Below are 16,449 nucleotides of genomic sequence, written 5' to 3'. Positions count from 1 at the left end.
TCCAAAACGATATTTAAAGCACTACACCTTGGCTTGTCAGGTATTCATCATAACTACCTTTGAAATCAATTACTTTATCTTCTTTGATTTCTAAAATACGGCTCGCCAACGAGCTAACAAACTCACGGTCATGGGAAACGAAAATTAACGTTCCTTTGTATAATTCGAGGGCTAAGTTTAATGACTCGATGGATTCCATATCCAAGTGGTTGGTTGGTTCATCCATAATCAAAATATTTGGCTGTTGCATCATTAACTTGCCAAATAACATACGCCCTTGTTCACCACCGGATAACACTTTAACTTTCTTTTTAATGTCATCTTGAGAAAACAGTAAACGGCCTAAAATACTGCGCACCGCTTGCTCGTCATCCCCTTCATTTTTCCACTGACTCATCCAGTCAAACACGGTTAAATCTGTTTCAAAATCTTCTGCGTGGTCTTGGGCATAGTAACCAATGTTACTGTTTTCTGACCATTTAACCATTCCGCTAGTTGCAGGCTGCTCGCCCACCAACGTTTTTAAGAATGTCGTTTTACCGATACCATTAGCACCAATAACCGCCATTTTTTCGCCAACTTCCAGTAATAAATTGATGTTTTTGAATAATGGCCCTTGATCATAACCATTGGTCACTGCTTCTAATTCAAGTGCATTTCGGAACAATTTTTTCTCTTGTTCAAAACGAATGAATGGGTTTTGACGGCTAGACGCTTTCACCTCATCCAATTGAATTTTATCAATTTGACGTGCACGAGAAGTCGCTTGTTTCGACTTAGAGGCATTCGCGCTAAAGCGGCTAACGAAAGACTGTAACTCAGCAATTTGCGCTTTTTTCTTCGCGTTATCCGATAATAGTCGCTCACGCGCTTGGGTTGCCGCAATCATATATTCATCATAGTTACCTGTGAATAAACGCAATTCACCGTAATCTAGGTCAGCCATGTGCGTACATACGGTATTCAAAAAGTGCCTATCATGGGAAATAATGATCATCGTGCAGTTACGATCGTTCAGCACTTGCTCTAACCAACGAATAGTATCGATATCCAAGTTATTCGTCGGCTCATCGAGTAATAAGATATCTGGGTCAGAAAATAGGGCTTGTGCCAACAGCACACGCAGTTTCCAGCCTGGTGCAACTTCACTCATCGGCCCATAGTGTTGTTCGACAGGAATACCTACACCCAACAATAATTCACCGGCACGAGCTTCCGCGCTATAACCGTCCATTTCACCATAAGCGACCTCTAGATCAGCCACGCGGTAGCCGTCTTCTTCGCTCATTTCAGGTAAGGCGTAGATTCTATCGCGCTCTTGTTTGACGTCCCACAGCTCGCTATGACCCATAATCACGGTATCAAGTACGGTAAATTCTTCAAATGCGAACTGATCTTGGCGAAGTTTACCAATACGCTCATTTGGATCGGTCGTACTCACATTTCCAGCTGTAGGGGTTAAATCGCCCCCTAAGATCTTCATAAATGTCGATTTACCCGCGCCATTTGCGCCGATCAAACCATAACGGTTGCCTGTGCCAAATTTAACTGAAATGTTTTCAAACAGTGGCTTACTGCCAAACTGCATAGTGATATTGTTCGTTGTTAACACTGCTATGCCTTAAATTAAACGGTGTAAAATAGCCTGCGATGATTAGAGGCCCATGACTGCGGCGTGCAAAATAACCCAAAATAATGATTTGAGCAGTAAAATGCATTCCATGCATGGTCATTAGAGTACGGCAGGTATAAATAGCGGCGCATTATGCCATATTACGCCGCTTAGATCTTGTGCTGTTTTCAGCAAATTGATTAACACGAAAGGAAAGACCGATTATATTGCCAAACTATAGTGTGATCCCCATAGTACGACTGATTTCAGTAAGCCCTTCTCGTTCATAAAACTTAATCGCTTTATGATTTTGCGCTAATACTGACAGCTCCAAGTGGCTTAGTTGTCGACTTTTCGCCCACGCTTTCATCGCAGTTAGTAATTTTTGCCCTGCTTTTTCACCACGGAAATTAGGATCAACCACTAGGTCAAAAATATAACCAAAATTTCGAGGAACAATGCAGCTATAAGGGTCAGCGATTTGCTGTTGTGCAATACAAAACCCTTTAATCTCACCGTTGAATTCAGCAACTAACACATAAAATTTATCGTCAATAATTGCATTTTCAATAAATTCCTTAGCCTGTTCAGCGGGTTGTAAGCGCTCAGGGTCAAGTAATGCCATCTCCGAAAACAAAATTTGGTAAAGTGAAAGAATAGAGTCCACATCATTTTTGATAGCTTCCCTTATCATGCATTCCTCTCTGTTATTTCAGTATTGATGCTAGTCGTAGGTTTTAATTGATGGGGCAATATAAGATTCAAAACTTTCTAATAATTCAGCAGGTGAATCATTCACAATCGCCATATGACGATATTTTTCATGCAGGAAACCTTCATCTGCCATTTTATTTGTCATATCAATCAATGGCTGCCAATAATTATTAATATTAAACAAGGCACACGGCTTAGCATGTAAACCAATTTGGCTCCAAGTAAATACTTCTGCGTACTCTTCAAGTGTGCCATAACCGCCAGGTAAAGCGACAAAGGCATCAGCAAGTTCGATCATTTTACTTTTACGCTGATGCATCGTTTCAACTTTATATAGCTCGGTTAAATTTTTATGAGAAATTTCGCGTTCTTCTAGCAATGATGGGATAACTCCAATCGCTTTTCCCCCTAATGACAAAACGGTATCAGCAATTGTCCCCATAATTCCCACACTAGCACCGCCATAAACTAATGTAATATCACGCTTAACCATTTCTTTAGCAAATTCAATGGCTTTTTGCTGATAGACCTCATTATTTCCCATACTGGAACCACAATACACTGCAATACTTTTAATCTTTCCCATCTGTTCCTCATTTTCCATTTTTATTGTGACTTTTTAGAGAATTGAATTATACGAGCCTAATGCAGAAGCTCAAGCTTCGCCCTCTGTCATAATAAAATGAGACTAATTCATGTTTATAGCACTACAATTCACCTAAACCAATATATTGACAGCCAATAGAGCACATTTCCCCCCTTATGAGCGATAGCTAAACCACAAAGAAATATAAAGCCGTGCCGTTTTATGAGATAATCTTTAAGAAATTATTTTTCACCACTAAATACCTATTTTCTAAATATTTATTATCAATTAAGTTACGTTTTCCGAGGTTTACTTATTTATGTCTGCCGATACTAAAAAGAGCGCATTTCCGCTATTGCCTATAGGGTTATTACTGCTTGCAATGACCTCTATTCAAAGCGGGGCTTCTTTAGCTAAAACTTTATTTCCCGTTATCGGCGCTCCCGGTGTTACTGGTTTACGTTTATTGCTTGCTACGATTATATTATTTGTTATTTTTAAGCCTTGGCGTTTAAAATTCAGAAGAAATTCACTGGTTCCATTGTTAACTTATGGCTTGTCCTTAGGAACCATGAATTATTTATTTTACCTGTCTCTTGAGCGTATTCCATTAGGGATAGCCGTTGCATTAGAGTTTACAGGGCCATTAGCCGTTGCAATGTTTTCTTCTCGTCGCCCTATTGATTTTCTGTGGATAGCGCTGGTTATTGTTGGGTTGTTATTTTTACTCCCTATTGGCGATAATATCGATTCCATTGACCCACTCGGCGCCATTTATGCACTTGGAGCAGGGGTTTGTTGGGGTATTTATATTATTTTCGGACAACGCGCAGGTGCTGGCTACGGTGCAGCAACAGTCGCAATCGGTTCATTTATTTCTGCCTTGATCTTCTTCCCTATTGGCTTAATGCAAACAGGAGTCGAGGTGATGTTTGACCCATCAATTTTACCTCTTGCGCTAGCCGTCGCGATTTTATCAACCGCATTCCCTTATACATTAGAAATGATCGCGCTAACTCGCTTGCCTGCTCGAACTTTTGGTACATTAATGAGCCTTGAACCTTGTATGGGCGCATTTTTGGGGATCGTTTTTCTACATGAACACTTAACGATGACTCAATGGTTGGCATTGTTATGTATTGTCTGTGCTTCTATTGGTTCAACCTCAACAGCGGTACCAAAGTCAAAAATAGAAAAAGTGTCCTAGCTACAAAATTTAATGGCAAACGAAGCCAGTTAAGGTTAATAAATTCAATATGCTGATATTTATTAACCTTTTTTCATGTAAAGATTTATTCATCAATTTGAAATAATCATTTTTTATTTTTATTTTATTATTTAATTGGTGCTATAGCACTTATTGCTAAAAACTATCAGCATTCAAGATCCACAATAAATTAACAGTTAATAAAACCTATCGAATAGGCCTATTAAACTAATCGTTTATTACATTATGACAAAGTCGGTTTATTATTTTATATTTATTGACAGATGAGGTTACTAAACAAATTCATATTTAAGAGAGGATGAATCATGAGTACAGCTAAATTATTTAAAGCATCTTCAAATGAACTTTTATATACACGCAATGATATGGAAGACAGCGTAAAATTGGAAACCATTGGAATACTTAATGTTATGGTAGTCCATTTTACCGATCTCTCTCTAATGACTAAACAAGCCCACTGGAATATGCGTGGTCGCAATTTTATCGCCGTACATGAAATGTTAGATGGTTTTAGAACCACGCTAGTTGAACACTTAGATGAATTCGCTGAACGCGCAGTTCAATTGGGAGGCGTTGCTATTGGTACAACCCAAGAAGTTAGCCGCTTCACTTCGTTAGAGGCTTACCCAATTAATATTCACAGTGTACAAGATCATTTGAAAGCATTAGCAGACCGTTATGCGGTCGTCGCGAATGATATTCGAAAAGCAATTGATGAAGTGGAAGACGAAGATACCGCAGATATGTTTACCGCGGCTTCCCGCGATATGGATAAATTCCTCTGGTTTTTAGAAGCTAATATTGAGTAATGTCGTAAATAGAGTCAATTCAAATTGACCAATGGCCACTGCAAAGTGGCCATTTTATTTACTAACAATTAGCTATATAAATCAAACTATTATTGAAATTTAAATACCTTAAAAAAACACATTAACTTAATGATAATTATTTACTGTTTTTAGATATTTCAGGCTGTTCTATCGGAAATACAGGTAATGCATTTAATAATCTTTTGCCATAATTTTTAGTTAATAACCGTTTATCATAAATAATAATTTCACCATAACATTCATGACTACGAATTAACCTACCTGCTTGCTGTATCAAATTAAATGAAGCACTCGGTAAACTTTGAACTTCAAACGGGTATCGCTTCAACGACTTCAACCAATCACCTTCAGTGATAATCACAGGGTTTGTTACTGGTGGAAATGCAATTTTATGAATATGGACCTGCGTTAAATATTCCCCTTTTAAGTCTAATCCCTCAGCAAACGATTGTAAGCCAATTAAAGCACTAGATTGCCCTTGATTAATTCTTTCACAATGTGTTTCGACTAACCGATAACGTGGTTGATCTCCTTGAACTAAAAGCTGCAAACGCAAATCTTTTACGTGCTCAAGAAAACCTTCCATTGCTCTTTGACTACTAAATAAAACCAACACGCCACGGTGAGTATTTTTAATAAATTGTTCACGAAAAAACACCGCCATTTCCGCTAAGTGTTCCGCTTCATTGTTTATCGTTGGCTCATATTCCATTTTAGGAATAATAATTTTTCCCTGCTCAACATGGTTAAAAGGAGAGGACAATGTCACAAAGCGATCATCACTTTTTTCAGACAGCCCAGTAAGTTCCATAAAACGTGAATAACTGTTCAACGACCTCAGCGTTGCTGATGTAATCACAATATGAGGAATATTTCGCCATAACAAATGTTGTAATTGCTCACTCACCCGGATCCCTGCACAATGCATAAAGAAACGAGATTGGTTTTTCTCATAACGCCGACTTAACCATTTTGACACAGGGGCACCTGAACTTTGCTCTAATGCCGCCAGCCGCCAGAGCTTCGACATATTTTCAAAGTATCCCATAGCCCTACTAGTCACAATAATCGACCGATGTAAGCGAACAATATCTTGCTTCGCAGTTTGTTCCGTCAAATCATTTAAGATAGCTTCCGCTAACCCCTGTAGGGCATCTGTCTGCTTAAATAGCACCTGACAGCTTAATTGCATTGCTTCAGGCAATACACCTAGCGGAAATAAATACTCAGTTTCTTTTGACGTTTCTGGCAATAAGGCATTTGCTAGTAATGAAAAATCACGAAATGTTTCACGCAATTTTTCTGCATGTTGCTGTAATCGTTCAGGGTTAGCTAACTTTGGTGGCTTTGCTGGACGAAATTGCCCCATATATTGCCCAACATGCTGAATAAAGCTATCAAGCTGTGCCGTTAATTGAACTAACGTAATTTCGCCTTCAACTTCAAGGGCATCCCTTGCAACGTCTGGAACATGGTGACCTTCATCAAGCACTAATAATAAATTTTTCGGGTCAGGTAATACCGACTCACTCTCCATAGCTGCCATTACCAACGCGTGGTTAGCAACCACTACATCTGCATCTTCGATTTCTCGCCTAGCAATAAAAAATGGACACCGCTGATAAAATTGGCAATTACGGCCTAAACAGTTCATTTTATCTGTGCTGACTTTACGCCATAAGCTATCGCTAAATGCCCGTTTGTGATGATCCCTTAGCCCATCCCATGCAAAGCTTTGAAAATCATGCCGCAGCTGCTGACAAATTGCCCGTTCTTCACTATTCGCAATTTCCGTTTTGTCTTCCACCAATAACATTAAATCTATTTGCTCACCTTCTGCTGCACAAATAGCTTCTAAATTACGGGGGCAAACATAACGAGCACGCCCAAATGCACCTGTATATTTTAGATCAGGAATAATTTTGCTTAATAACGGTAAATCCTTACTATAAATTTGGTCTTGTAATGCCACATTCGCCGTACTAACCACTAAGGTTTTTCCTTCTTCCCTACCAACCGCTATCCCCGGTATTAAATAAGATAGCGTTTTCCCTACCCCAGTAGGCGCTTCTATGACCAAATGGCGACCGTCATCATCCGCTAAATTTTTCGCGACTTGCGCTATCATCTGCCGCTGCGGGGCTCTTGAAACAAACCCATCAATTTGTACGGACAACCCTTTATACCACTGAGTTATTTGTTCTTTAGTTTTATTCGACAGGGACATAAATTATGCAGGTGACCAAAGTTAAAATGAAAGATAACGAAACTGACAACAATACGAAATATGAAAAAAACTCTTTTGCCAACCGCTTCGCAAAACTACTGTATTAATACCCATTATACATAAAAATTGGGAAGCTTTTTGCAAAACGCCCATTATGCGACAGAAAAAATAGCTTTTAACTTGTTTGCAACACTCATCCGGTTATACTTTGAGTTCTTACACTATTTGGATTTTTATCACTAGGCAGGCTATAGAAAATGAAAAAGGTTGTTATCGCACTTTGCGCATTATGTGCTTTTGGTTCTGTAGGCGGTATTGTTTTAGCTGGTATGAACATTTATACGCGTTCAACAACACCGCTTGAGCAAGGGCAACCGCAATCCCCTTCTGCACTGCCAGCACCAAATCAAATTCAGTAATTTTAAAATAATATATCAACCCAGGATGGAGATAGCTTATGTACAACGATTATTTCGTAACCCCACAATGGTTAAATTCACATCTATTTGATAATAACATCATTGTGCTCGATGCTTCCTCTCCACCACCAACCGCACCTTATGACTACCGCCAACAATATTTAGAAGAACATATTCCTAACGCTCAGTTCTTTCATCAAGATGAAATTGCAGACAAAAGCTGTGATTTACCCCATATGCTGCCAAGTGCTGAAGTTTTTAGCCAAGCAGTTAGTGCCATGGGCATTGGCAATGACACCCAAGTTATTATTTATTCTCAGAATAACTTATTTTCATCCCCAAGAGCATGGTGGACTTTCACCACGATGGGCTGCAAAAACGTTAAAATTTTAGCCGGTGGCATCGATGCTTGGAAAGCTGCTGGGTTTGATGTTCAGTCAGGGGAAGTCACTCCGCCAGCTGCGAAGCAATTCCATGCCACACGTAAAGACAGTAACGCACTGAATCAAGAACAAGTACTTGAGATTGTAAATCAAGGCAAAATTCAAATTATTGATGCTCGCGCAGAGCCACGCTTTCTTGCCCAAGCGCCAGAACCGCGTCCGGGTTTGCGTATGGGGCATATTCCAGGGAGCAAAAACGTCCCATGGGATCTTCTGGTGGAAAATGGTACATTCAAATTACCAGAGCAACTTAAAGCTATCTTTGCTAAGCAAGGTGTAGATATCCATGCACCTTCTGTGACGACCTGTGGTTCAGGAATGACCGCTGCTGTGGTATTAATGGCATTAACATTATTAGGTAACCAAAACGTACGTTTGTATGATGGTTCATGGGCCCAATGGGGGCAAGATAACGGCCTGCCAATCGAATCGTAACTCTCTTCTCCCATAAAAATATAAGCCACTCGATATTTAAGTGGCTTATAGAATGAGCATTTACCAAGTAGAGGAAATGGCTATTTGGCAAATATTCCGGCTAAGAACAGTACGACAATCGCACCGATGACCGCGACAACAAAACTCCCAAAGTTGAAGCCATCAACTTTTCCTTTACCAAAGAAAGTACTGATGTAACCACCCACAACGGCACCAACAATCCCCAGCACGGTGGTCATAATGAACCCCATGTGATAAGTACCTGGCATCAGCCACTTAGCTAAAACACCTGCAATTAGACCAAAAATAATCCAAGCAATTACACCCATCTTACGCCTCCCAGACTAGGTAATTTCACTATAATGTCAAAATGTTCTCATATAATAGTAGAGCTTTAAGTAAATTAAATCGCTCTCCTACTAATTAAGTAAAGACCCTATAAGTTAATTTCGCAACTATAAATTCTTGCTAATTAACATTATTCATAATTAATTGTTCACTATTTCAGTTATCACTTGTGAAATCTGTTGAGCATTTTTTAACGATCTAACTTGAGAAAATAGTTCATCTGCCTGATGATATTCTTTGCGTAAATAGCCTAGCCATTGTTTAATTCGGGCAGCATGGTAATGGCCTGTATCTCCTTGTTTTTCAAGTTCCGTATACTTTAATAGCAACTTGCCAACTTGCTCCCAAGGCATTTTAGACTCATTAAATTTGACTACCCGGCTAAGGTTTGGCGTATTGAGTGCTCCACGGCCAATCATTACGGCATCACATCCTGTGATTTCAAGGCAGCGCTGTGCGCTTGTATAATCCCAAATCTCACCATTAGCAATCACTGGAATCGACAATTTACGACGGATTTCGCCAATGGCAGACCAATTAATGTTCTCTGCTTTATAACCGTCTTCTTTGGTTCTACCGTGAACAGTAAGTTCTGTTGCTCCTGCTTGTTGAACTGCATCTGCAATCTCATAAGCAAATTCAGAACTATCCCACCCTAAACGAACCTTAACCGAAATAGGTAACTCTTTTGGAACTGCTTCTCGCATTGCTTTAGCGGCTCGATAGATTAAATCGGGTTGCTTTAATAAAGTCGCACCACCACCATGACCATTGACTGTTTTTGATGGGCAACCACAATTTAAGTCGACTCCCCAAGATCCTAATTCAGCCGCTCGGTTTGCATTTTCTGCCAACCACTGAGGGTGCTGCCCTAATAGCTGCACACGAACTAATGTCCCTGAAGGGGTGCGGCTTCCATACTTTAGTTCAGGGCATAAACGGTAGAATGTTTTTGCCGGTAAAAGGGTATCAACCACGCGAACAAACTCGGTTATGCACAGGTCATAGTCATTAACTTCACTTAATAAACAACGAACTAGAGGGTCTAAAACTCCTTCCATAGGAGCTAACAAAACGCGCATAAATGGCTCACAAAAAACGTAATAATACCTGCTTATCATACCGTTTATTTAATAGATGAGCAGAAAAACTTCTAAGGTGGGAGATACCAAAAACTAACTTAACGTGACTTTGCAAGTAGCTCTTTTTAATGCTATTAACATTAAAAAGAGCCGAAAGCTTATGAAAGGTTAGCTGTCACTTCGCCCTTGTTTAACTTTTTTCTGTGCGTTTTTCCATGGGGAACCCGCGCCCTTCCCTGAACTCGGCTTTGATGATGGTGCATTGCTACGACGTGGTGCTTTACTTTGATTCCTATCACCTGAACCGCCTGAACGACGTTCATTGCGTTGTGGTGTTTTTTGAATTGGCTCAGCCTTTATGGAAGGGTCGGGCTCATAGCCTTCAATCGCCATCAATGGAATTGATTTTTTCAATAATTTCTCGATATCCTTGAGTAACTTGGCCTCATCGATACACACTAAAGAAACTGCCATTCCAGTAGCTTCTGCGCGGCCTGTACGACCGATACGGTGAACATAGTCTTCGGCAACATTAGGAAGCTCAAAATTCACCACATAAGGAAGCTGTTCAATATCGAGACCACGGGCTGCGATATCCGTTGCCACTAACACACGAATATCTCCAGATTTAAAGTCAGCTAGTGCACGAGTACGAGCCCCTTGGCTTTTGTTGCCATGGATAGCAGCAGCTTTGACACCATCTTTATTTAAATGCTCAGCCAGACGGTTTGCACCATGCTTTGTACGTGTAAAAACAAGGACTTGTTGCCAGTTTTCACGGCCAATCATAAACGAAAGTAATTCCGCTTTTCGTTTTTTATCAACCAAATGCACATATTGAGTCACTTGCTCAGAAGCTGAGTTTCGCGGAGCAACCTCAATAGTCACAGGGTTATTGAGTAATTTATTTGCCAGTTGTTTGATTTCATCTGAAAACGTTGCTGAGAATAATAAGTTTTGGCGCTTTTTGGGTAACTTATTAATCACCCTACGAATATCATGAATGAACCCCATATCTAACATACGGTCAGCTTCATCCAGTACAAAAACTTCGACTTGAGAAAGGTCTACCGCATTCTGGTGTTCTAAATCTAATAAACGCCCCGGAGTCGCAATTAAGATATCAACCCCACCACGCAACTTCATCATTTGTGGGTTAATACTCACCCCACCAAAGACCACAAAAGAACGAATACGTAAATGACGGCTATATTCTTTTACATTTTCAGCAACTTGCGCTGCAAGCTCCCTTGTTGGCGTCAAAATTAACGCACGAATAGGCTTGCGATCCTTTCCTGCACGAGGAGTTGTAATAAGCTTTTGTAAAATTGGTAATGTAAAACCTGCTGTTTTACCCGTACCAGTTTGAGCGCTAGCTAAAAGGTCGTTTCCTGCAAGCACAGCTGGGATAGCCTGTTGTTGAATAGGCGTAGGGCTTTCATAACCTAATTCATTAATGGCAAGCAAAATTTCCTCGTTTAACGCGAGGTCTGAAAAAGTAGTCAAATTAAATTACTCCGGGCTTCACCGCTTCAAATTGAATGTGGCAGTTATGGGGGAAGTGAGTCAGAAGAAAAAGCGCAAACTGCCGTGCGACACTGTGTAAAATTCTAACATTATTTGCAGATGATAAATATATTAATTTAGTTTGCTTAATAAATTAATATAAAATCTCATTCGTATAGTATATATACTTATATGGTACTATGAGATGTCGTTTTTTACTTTTTATTAACATGAAAAGCCATTAAGAGCTAATTAGGTGTTATTTAATTCTGAATTTTTAAAGGAATGGTTATGAATACAAGTTCATCGTCAACGTTGCGAGGAGAAAATGCGAAAATGCAATTGCTTCTCACTGCTGCTGATGTATATGGAGAACAAGGGCTTGATGGCGCTACTACACGCAAAATCGCACAGGCATCAGGGCAAAATATTGCCGCAATTTCTTATTATTTTGGATCAAAAGAAGGGCTTTACTTAGCTGTTGCTCAGCTTATTGCAAAAACAATCAGGGACGATTTCCATGATGTTTTTCAAGCAATTGACAACTTTCTAAATCAACCTTTGTCAGTACAGGTAACTGATGATGCGCTTGATTTACTACAAAAAACAGTCATTGCTTATAATCATTTTCAGTTGGAAAAGAAAAATTTAAGCTTTTCTCGCATATTAGCACGTGAACAACTCAACCCCACCGAAGCCTATACGATAATTCATGAACAGGCTTTAGGCCCAATACATTCGCGCCTAAACCGTTTGATAGCGATTTATATTGGTGCTGACCCCAATCATTTAACAACGCTAATCCACACACACGCAATCCTTGGCGAAACCCTTTCATTTCGTATTGCTCGAGAAACGTTATTACGCCAAACTGGTTGGAAACATATTAATGAAAATGAATTTAAAATTATTAATCAAGTTCTTATTGAACATACAAATATATTATTAGCAGGCTTACGCCATCGCAAACAATATGAAAAGTGATATGATAAAAATATTAAAGTGATTCATTCACATTGATAATAACTAGAGGCTGATGATTTTATTGCAACTTGAGCCACATTTTCCCATTAAAAACAGCGGCCTCTAACAACATAATTTGTTTTCATATCGTGGATTCTTTAAGTAAGGTTAGCTATGAGCAATAAAAGCCGTTCTATTGTTGTTTTCATTATTCTCATATTAATCGGTGCTGCAATTGGCGGTTATTACTACTATCAATCACAGCAAAACAAAATATTAACACTGTACGGCAATGTAGATGTTCGGACAGTGAATCTTGGTTTCCGAGTATCAGGTAAGCTCAAATCCCTAAACGTTGATGAAGGCGCAAAAATTATTGCAGGCGAGCAACTTGGTCAACTGGATGATCGCCCCTACATTAACGCCTTAAATAAAGCCAAAGGGGTACGTGATAGCGCCAAAGCTCAACTTGCTTTGAAAGAAAGTGGTTACCGAACTCAAGAGATTGCACAGGTTGAAGCTGAAGTAGCGCAAAAACAAGCCGCTTGGCAGTATGCCGATAACTTTTATAAACGTCAGCAAGGGCTTGCTGCGTCTCGCGTTATTTCAGCTAATGACTTAGACAACGCGAAGAACAATCGAAACCAAGCATTTGCCGCCCTTCAAGCAGCACAAGATAAGCTGAATCAATACCAAAGTGGCTTTCGCCAAGAGGAGATAGCGGCTGCGCGAGGCGAATGGCTACAAGCCGAGGCAGCTGTCGCTCAAGCTGAACTTGACTTACAAGATACCGTTTTAACTGCGCCTTCCCCTGGAACTGTTTTAACCCGAGCAATAGAGCCAGGCACGATCATCGGTGCAGGTAATACCGTTTTTAGCGTCACTTTAACAAATCCAGTTTGGGTTCGAGCCTATGTGAGTGAACCGCACCTTGGTGATGCCATCCCCGGTAAAGAAGTCTTACTGTATACGGATAGCCGCCCAAACCAGCCTTACCATGGCACCATCGGTTTTGTTTCCCCTACTGCCGAATTTACCCCTAAAAGCGTACAAACACCGGATTTAAGAACCGACTTAGTCTATCGACTACGTATCGTCGTCAATGATGCTGATGATGCTTTACGTCAAGGAATGCCAGTGACTATTCAATTTGCTGATAATAAACAGTAAGAGTTTGCTATGAGTGATGATTACAGTATCCGCCTATCCAAAGTCGAGAAAACATTTGTTGGCTTGGATACTCCAGCCGTTGAAAGTTTAACAATCGAAATTCATGGGGGTTCTGTAACAGGCCTTGTCGGCCCTGATGGTGCAGGAAAGACAACCTTAATGCGTATGATTGCAGGACTATTAAAGCCAGATGCAGGGAAAATTAGCGTGATGGGGCTCGACCCTATCGACGACAGCATTGCTATGCGAGCCAGCCTAGGCTATATGCCCCAAAAATTTGGTTTATATGAAGACCTGACCGTACAAGAAAATTTAAATTTGTATGCAGATTTGCGTGGGGTACTCGGCGAAGAGCGGCAAAAAACCTACCAACAACTGCTTTCTTTCACCAGCCTAGCTCCTTTTACCGATAGGCTAGCCGGTAAGTTATCGGGAGGAATGAAGCAAAAACTCGGATTAGCCTGTACATTATTAGGAAAACCCAAAGTTCTTTTACTCGACGAACCCGGTGTTGGTGTTGATCCCATCGCTCGACGCGAATTATGGCAAATGGTTCATACTCTTGCCGATGATGGAATGCTAATTCTTTGGAGTACCTCCTATTTAGATGAAGCTCAGCTATGTAAAAATGTGCTACTGTTAAATAAAGGCAAACAGCTTTATGCAGGAAAACCCGAATTATTGACTCAAAAAATGGCAGGACGTTCGTTTTTACTTGATGTACCTGCCTCACAAAAACGCACGGTATTGCAAAATGCACTCGTATTACCTGAAACCACCGATGGCGTGATCCAAGGCCGCTATATTCGCTTAATTTTGAAACCTAATGCGTCACAAGCGAATTTATTAACTGCATTAAATATGGCAGATGGAAAACTCATTGAGGCGCAGCCGCGTTTTGAAGATGCGTTTATTGACTTATTAGGTGGGGGTCCATCTCATCGTTCAGAATTAGCCGCTATCGTACCGCAAATTCCGCCTAATCCTGAAGAAACCGTCATAGAAGCGCGTAACTTAACCAAAAAATTTGGCCAATTTGCGGCAACTGATACCGTAAATTTCCAAGTTAAACGTGGAGAAATTTTTGGTTTATTGGGGCCAAATGGCGCAGGGAAATCGACGACTTTTAAAATGATGTGTGCGTTAATGAAGCCAACAGATGGGCAAGCACTCGTTCTTGGAATGGATTTAAAAACAAGTTCAAACAAAGTCAGACAGCACCTTGGTTATATGGCACAAAAGTTCTCGCTGTATGGCAACCTAAAAGTAGGGCAAAACCTGAAATTTTTTTCAGGTGTTTATGGTTTGCATCATCAACAACAAGCAAAAAAAATCCAAGAAATGGTTGAGGCTTTTAACTTCAAACCGATTATCAATCAGGTTACTGAATCCCTCCCTTTGGGTTATAAACAACGTTTAGCCCTCGCCTGCTCATTGATGCATGAGCCTGATATCTTATTTTTAGATGAGCCGACCTCAGGAGTTGACCCACTAACTCGTAGGGAATTTTGGTTACATATCAATGGGATGGTTGATAAAGGCGTTACCGTTATGGTTACGACCCACTTTATGGATGAGGCAGAGTATTGTGACCGTATCGGGTTGGTTTACCATGGAAAAATTATTGCAGCAGGAACCCCTGATGAACTGAAACAGCAAATCGCCAGTACTGAAAACCCTGATCCTTCCATGGAAGATGCATTTATTGAGCTTATCATGAATTATGATAAGCAACAGGAGGCTCAATGACTCACACCGCTTCCCATTTTTCATGGCGTAGGCTTAAAGCGCTATGCTGGAAAGAAAGTAAACAAATTGTGCGGGATCCTAGCAGCGCCCTTATAGCTGTACTTATCCCATTGATGTTATTATTTATTTTTGGTTACGGTATCAATTTAGACTCAAGTAAATTACGTGTCGGTATTTTACTTGAGCAACAAAGTTCGCAAGCACGTGAATTGGTTGATACCTTCACGGGCTCACCATTTATTGATGCCACCATTAGTAATAACCGCCATTTATTAATCGATAAAATGCAAGCAGGAGAAATTCGCGGCATTATCGTCATCCCAGTGAATTTCGCAGCCGAATTGTTGAAAAAACAAGGCAATGCTGCAATTCAAGTCATTACTGATGGTAGCGAACCAAATACCGCTAACTTTGTACAAGCTTATACTCAAGGCGTGTGGCAAACGTGGCTAATTCAACAAGGGGAAAATAAAGGCTACCCAACAGAACCCTTAATTGAGCTCAATATGCGCTATTGGTTTAATGAAGCTGCAATTAGTCAGCATTTTATTATTCCAGGTGCAATTAGTATCATTATTACCGTAGTTGGTGCCATTTTGACCTCTTTAGTTATCGCAAGAGAATGGGAACGTGGCACGATGGAAGCATTACTTTCAACTCAGATTACTAAAACTGAATTATTGCTTTCAAAATTATTGCCTTACCAAGTTCTCGGTACTTTTGTGATGGTGTTATGCATGTTTGTTACCACATTTATCTTAGGGGTACCCTATCGCGGTTCTCTATTGGTCTTATTTGTCATTACCAGTCTTTATTTGGCAACCGCACTGGGAATGGGGTTATTGATTTCAACAATTACTCGTAACCAATTTAATGCAGCGATGGTCGCTCTGAATGCCGCCTTCTTACCTGCTATTATGTTATCTGGGTTTATTTTTGAAATTGATAGCATGCCAGCCATTATTCAGGCTGTGACTTATTTTATCCCTGCTCGGTATTTTGTCAGTAGCTTACAAACACTCTTTCTTGCCGGTGATATCTATATCGTTTTATTGATAGATTTTCTGCTATTAATCGCATCTGCAATACTATTTATTGGACTAACGGCGCTAAAAACTCGCCGTCGTTTGGATTGAG

15 protein-coding genes are annotated in these 16,449 nt (G+C 40.2%); 8 read left to right on the top strand and 7 right to left on the bottom strand.

Features of this window, described 5'->3' with window-relative positions; translation table 11 throughout:
• Positions 1–13 precede the first annotated feature (13 nt).
• The 3 genes from PSE72_RS05035 to PSE72_RS05025 form a co-directional block, all read right to left on the bottom strand.
• Entirely contained in the window at positions 14–1,612 is a 1,599-nt protein-coding gene (locus PSE72_RS05035) for an ABC-F family ATPase (RefSeq protein WP_115167701.1), read from the bottom strand.
• A 235-nt stretch (positions 1,613–1,847) separates the two neighbouring features.
• Positions 1,848–2,306: a GNAT family N-acetyltransferase gene (locus PSE72_RS05030; protein ID WP_004909204.1), complete on the bottom strand. Its 459-nt coding sequence runs from the start codon at positions 2,304–2,306 to the stop codon at positions 1,848–1,850.
• A 30-nt stretch (positions 2,307–2,336) separates the two neighbouring features.
• Positions 2,337–2,912 (bottom strand): TIGR00730 family Rossman fold protein, encoded by a 576-nt coding sequence (locus tag PSE72_RS05025; RefSeq protein WP_109910982.1) that lies wholly within the window; start codon positions 2,910–2,912, stop codon positions 2,337–2,339.
• A 319-nt stretch (positions 2,913–3,231) separates the two neighbouring features.
• Between PSE72_RS05025 and rhtA the strand changes: the two genes are divergently transcribed.
• Positions 3,232–4,119, top strand: a complete 888-nt coding sequence (rhtA, locus tag PSE72_RS05020; protein ID WP_004909200.1) for a threonine/homoserine exporter RhtA — start codon at positions 3,232–3,234, stop codon at positions 4,117–4,119.
• 326 nt (positions 4,120–4,445) lie between these two features.
• Positions 4,446–4,949 carry a DNA starvation/stationary phase protection protein Dps gene (gene dps / locus PSE72_RS05015; RefSeq protein WP_004909197.1) on the top strand — a complete coding sequence of 168 codons (504 nt, stop codon included), beginning with the start codon at positions 4,446–4,448 and terminating at the stop codon, positions 4,947–4,949.
• A gap of 136 nt (positions 4,950–5,085) precedes the next feature.
• Here dps and dinG read toward each other — a convergent pair whose 3' ends face one another.
• Positions 5,086–7,197: an ATP-dependent DNA helicase DinG gene (gene dinG / locus PSE72_RS05010; protein ID WP_004909193.1), complete on the bottom strand. Its 2,112-nt coding sequence runs from the start codon at positions 7,195–7,197 to the stop codon at positions 5,086–5,088.
• A gap of 257 nt (positions 7,198–7,454) precedes the next feature.
• Between dinG and PSE72_RS05005 the strand changes: the two genes are divergently transcribed.
• Together PSE72_RS05005 and sseA are read left to right on the top strand one after the other, a co-directional pair.
• Entirely contained in the window at positions 7,455–7,616 is a 162-nt protein-coding gene (locus PSE72_RS05005) for a hypothetical protein (RefSeq protein ID WP_004256593.1), read from the top strand.
• Positions 7,617–7,654: 38 nt separating this feature from the next.
• The gene (gene sseA / locus PSE72_RS05000) at positions 7,655–8,494 is read left to right on the top strand and encodes a 3-mercaptopyruvate sulfurtransferase (protein WP_115167702.1); all 840 of its coding nucleotides are present in this window, start codon (positions 7,655–7,657) and stop codon (positions 8,492–8,494) included.
• Between the two features lie 80 nt (positions 8,495–8,574).
• Here sseA and PSE72_RS04995 read toward each other — a convergent pair whose 3' ends face one another.
• The 3 genes from PSE72_RS04995 to rhlE form a co-directional block, all read right to left on the bottom strand.
• Positions 8,575–8,823 (bottom strand): GlsB/YeaQ/YmgE family stress response membrane protein, encoded by a 249-nt coding sequence (locus PSE72_RS04995; RefSeq protein ID WP_004256598.1) that lies wholly within the window; start codon positions 8,821–8,823, stop codon positions 8,575–8,577.
• A 159-nt stretch (positions 8,824–8,982) separates the two neighbouring features.
• Entirely contained in the window at positions 8,983–9,924 is a 942-nt protein-coding gene (dusC, locus tag PSE72_RS04990; protein ID WP_115167703.1) for a tRNA dihydrouridine(16) synthase DusC, read from the bottom strand.
• A 168-nt stretch (positions 9,925–10,092) separates the two neighbouring features.
• Positions 10,093–11,430 (bottom strand): ATP-dependent RNA helicase RhlE, encoded by a 1,338-nt coding sequence (gene rhlE, locus PSE72_RS04985; RefSeq protein ID WP_109910979.1) that lies wholly within the window; start codon positions 11,428–11,430, stop codon positions 10,093–10,095.
• Between the two features lie 285 nt (positions 11,431–11,715).
• Here rhlE and cecR point away from each other — a divergent pair, with 285 nt between their 5' ends.
• The 4 genes from cecR (at position 11,716) to PSE72_RS04965 (ending at position 16,448) form a co-directional block, all read left to right on the top strand.
• Entirely contained in the window at positions 11,716–12,414 is a 699-nt protein-coding gene (gene cecR, locus PSE72_RS04980; protein WP_109910978.1) for a transcriptional regulator CecR, read from the top strand.
• A gap of 153 nt (positions 12,415–12,567) precedes the next feature.
• Positions 12,568–13,563, top strand: coding sequence for a secretion protein HlyD (hlyD, locus tag PSE72_RS04975; RefSeq protein WP_115167704.1), 996 nt, complete (start codon positions 12,568–12,570; stop codon positions 13,561–13,563).
• A 9-nt stretch (positions 13,564–13,572) separates the two neighbouring features.
• Positions 13,573–15,312: an ATP-binding cassette domain-containing protein gene (locus PSE72_RS04970; RefSeq protein ID WP_115167705.1), complete on the top strand. Its 1,740-nt coding sequence runs from the start codon at positions 13,573–13,575 to the stop codon at positions 15,310–15,312.
• Entirely contained in the window at positions 15,309–16,448 is a 1,140-nt protein-coding gene (locus PSE72_RS04965; protein ID WP_110731799.1) for an ABC transporter permease, read from the top strand. Before PSE72_RS04970 ends, PSE72_RS04965 begins: the two co-directional genes overlap by 4 nt.
• Position 16,449 lies beyond the last annotated feature (1 nt).

Source organism: Providencia sp. PROV116 (assembly GCF_028482485.1).
Classification (GTDB): domain Bacteria; phylum Pseudomonadota; class Gammaproteobacteria; order Enterobacterales; family Enterobacteriaceae; genus Providencia; species Providencia rettgeri.
The sequence above is the reverse complement of the archived record's forward strand: the minus strand, read 5'-3'. Positions and strand labels throughout refer to the sequence as shown.

What these genes read in the sequence shown, in the direction of transcription:
- dinG (WP_004909193.1), bottom strand. Translation starts at nt 7,197, where the DNA reads ATGTCCCTGTCGAATAAAACTAAAGAACAAATAACTCAGTGGTATAAA.
- dusC (WP_115167703.1), bottom strand. Translation starts at nt 9,924, where the DNA reads ATGCGCGTTTTGTTAGCTCCTATGGAAGGAGTTTTAGACCCTCTAGTT.
- PSE72_RS05030 (WP_004909204.1), bottom strand. Translation starts at nt 2,306, where the DNA reads ATGATAAGGGAAGCTATCAAAAATGATGTGGACTCTATTCTTTCACTT.
- dps (WP_004909197.1), top strand. Translation starts at nt 4,446, where the DNA reads ATGAGTACAGCTAAATTATTTAAAGCATCTTCAAATGAACTTTTATAT.
- cecR (WP_109910978.1), top strand. Translation starts at nt 11,716, where the DNA reads ATGGTTATGAATACAAGTTCATCGTCAACGTTGCGAGGAGAAAATGCG.
- PSE72_RS05005 (WP_004256593.1), top strand. Translation starts at nt 7,455, where the DNA reads ATGAAAAAGGTTGTTATCGCACTTTGCGCATTATGTGCTTTTGGTTCT.
- sseA (WP_115167702.1), top strand. Translation starts at nt 7,655, where the DNA reads ATGTACAACGATTATTTCGTAACCCCACAATGGTTAAATTCACATCTA.
- PSE72_RS04965 (WP_110731799.1), top strand. Translation starts at nt 15,309, where the DNA reads ATGACTCACACCGCTTCCCATTTTTCATGGCGTAGGCTTAAAGCGCTA.
- PSE72_RS04995 (WP_004256598.1), bottom strand. Translation starts at nt 8,823, where the DNA reads ATGGGTGTAATTGCTTGGATTATTTTTGGTCTAATTGCAGGTGTTTTA.
- hlyD (WP_115167704.1), top strand. Translation starts at nt 12,568, where the DNA reads ATGAGCAATAAAAGCCGTTCTATTGTTGTTTTCATTATTCTCATATTA.
- PSE72_RS05025 (WP_109910982.1), bottom strand. Translation starts at nt 2,912, where the DNA reads ATGGGAAAGATTAAAAGTATTGCAGTGTATTGTGGTTCCAGTATGGGA.
- PSE72_RS04970 (WP_115167705.1), top strand. Translation starts at nt 13,573, where the DNA reads ATGAGTGATGATTACAGTATCCGCCTATCCAAAGTCGAGAAAACATTT.
- rhtA (WP_004909200.1), top strand. Translation starts at nt 3,232, where the DNA reads ATGTCTGCCGATACTAAAAAGAGCGCATTTCCGCTATTGCCTATAGGG.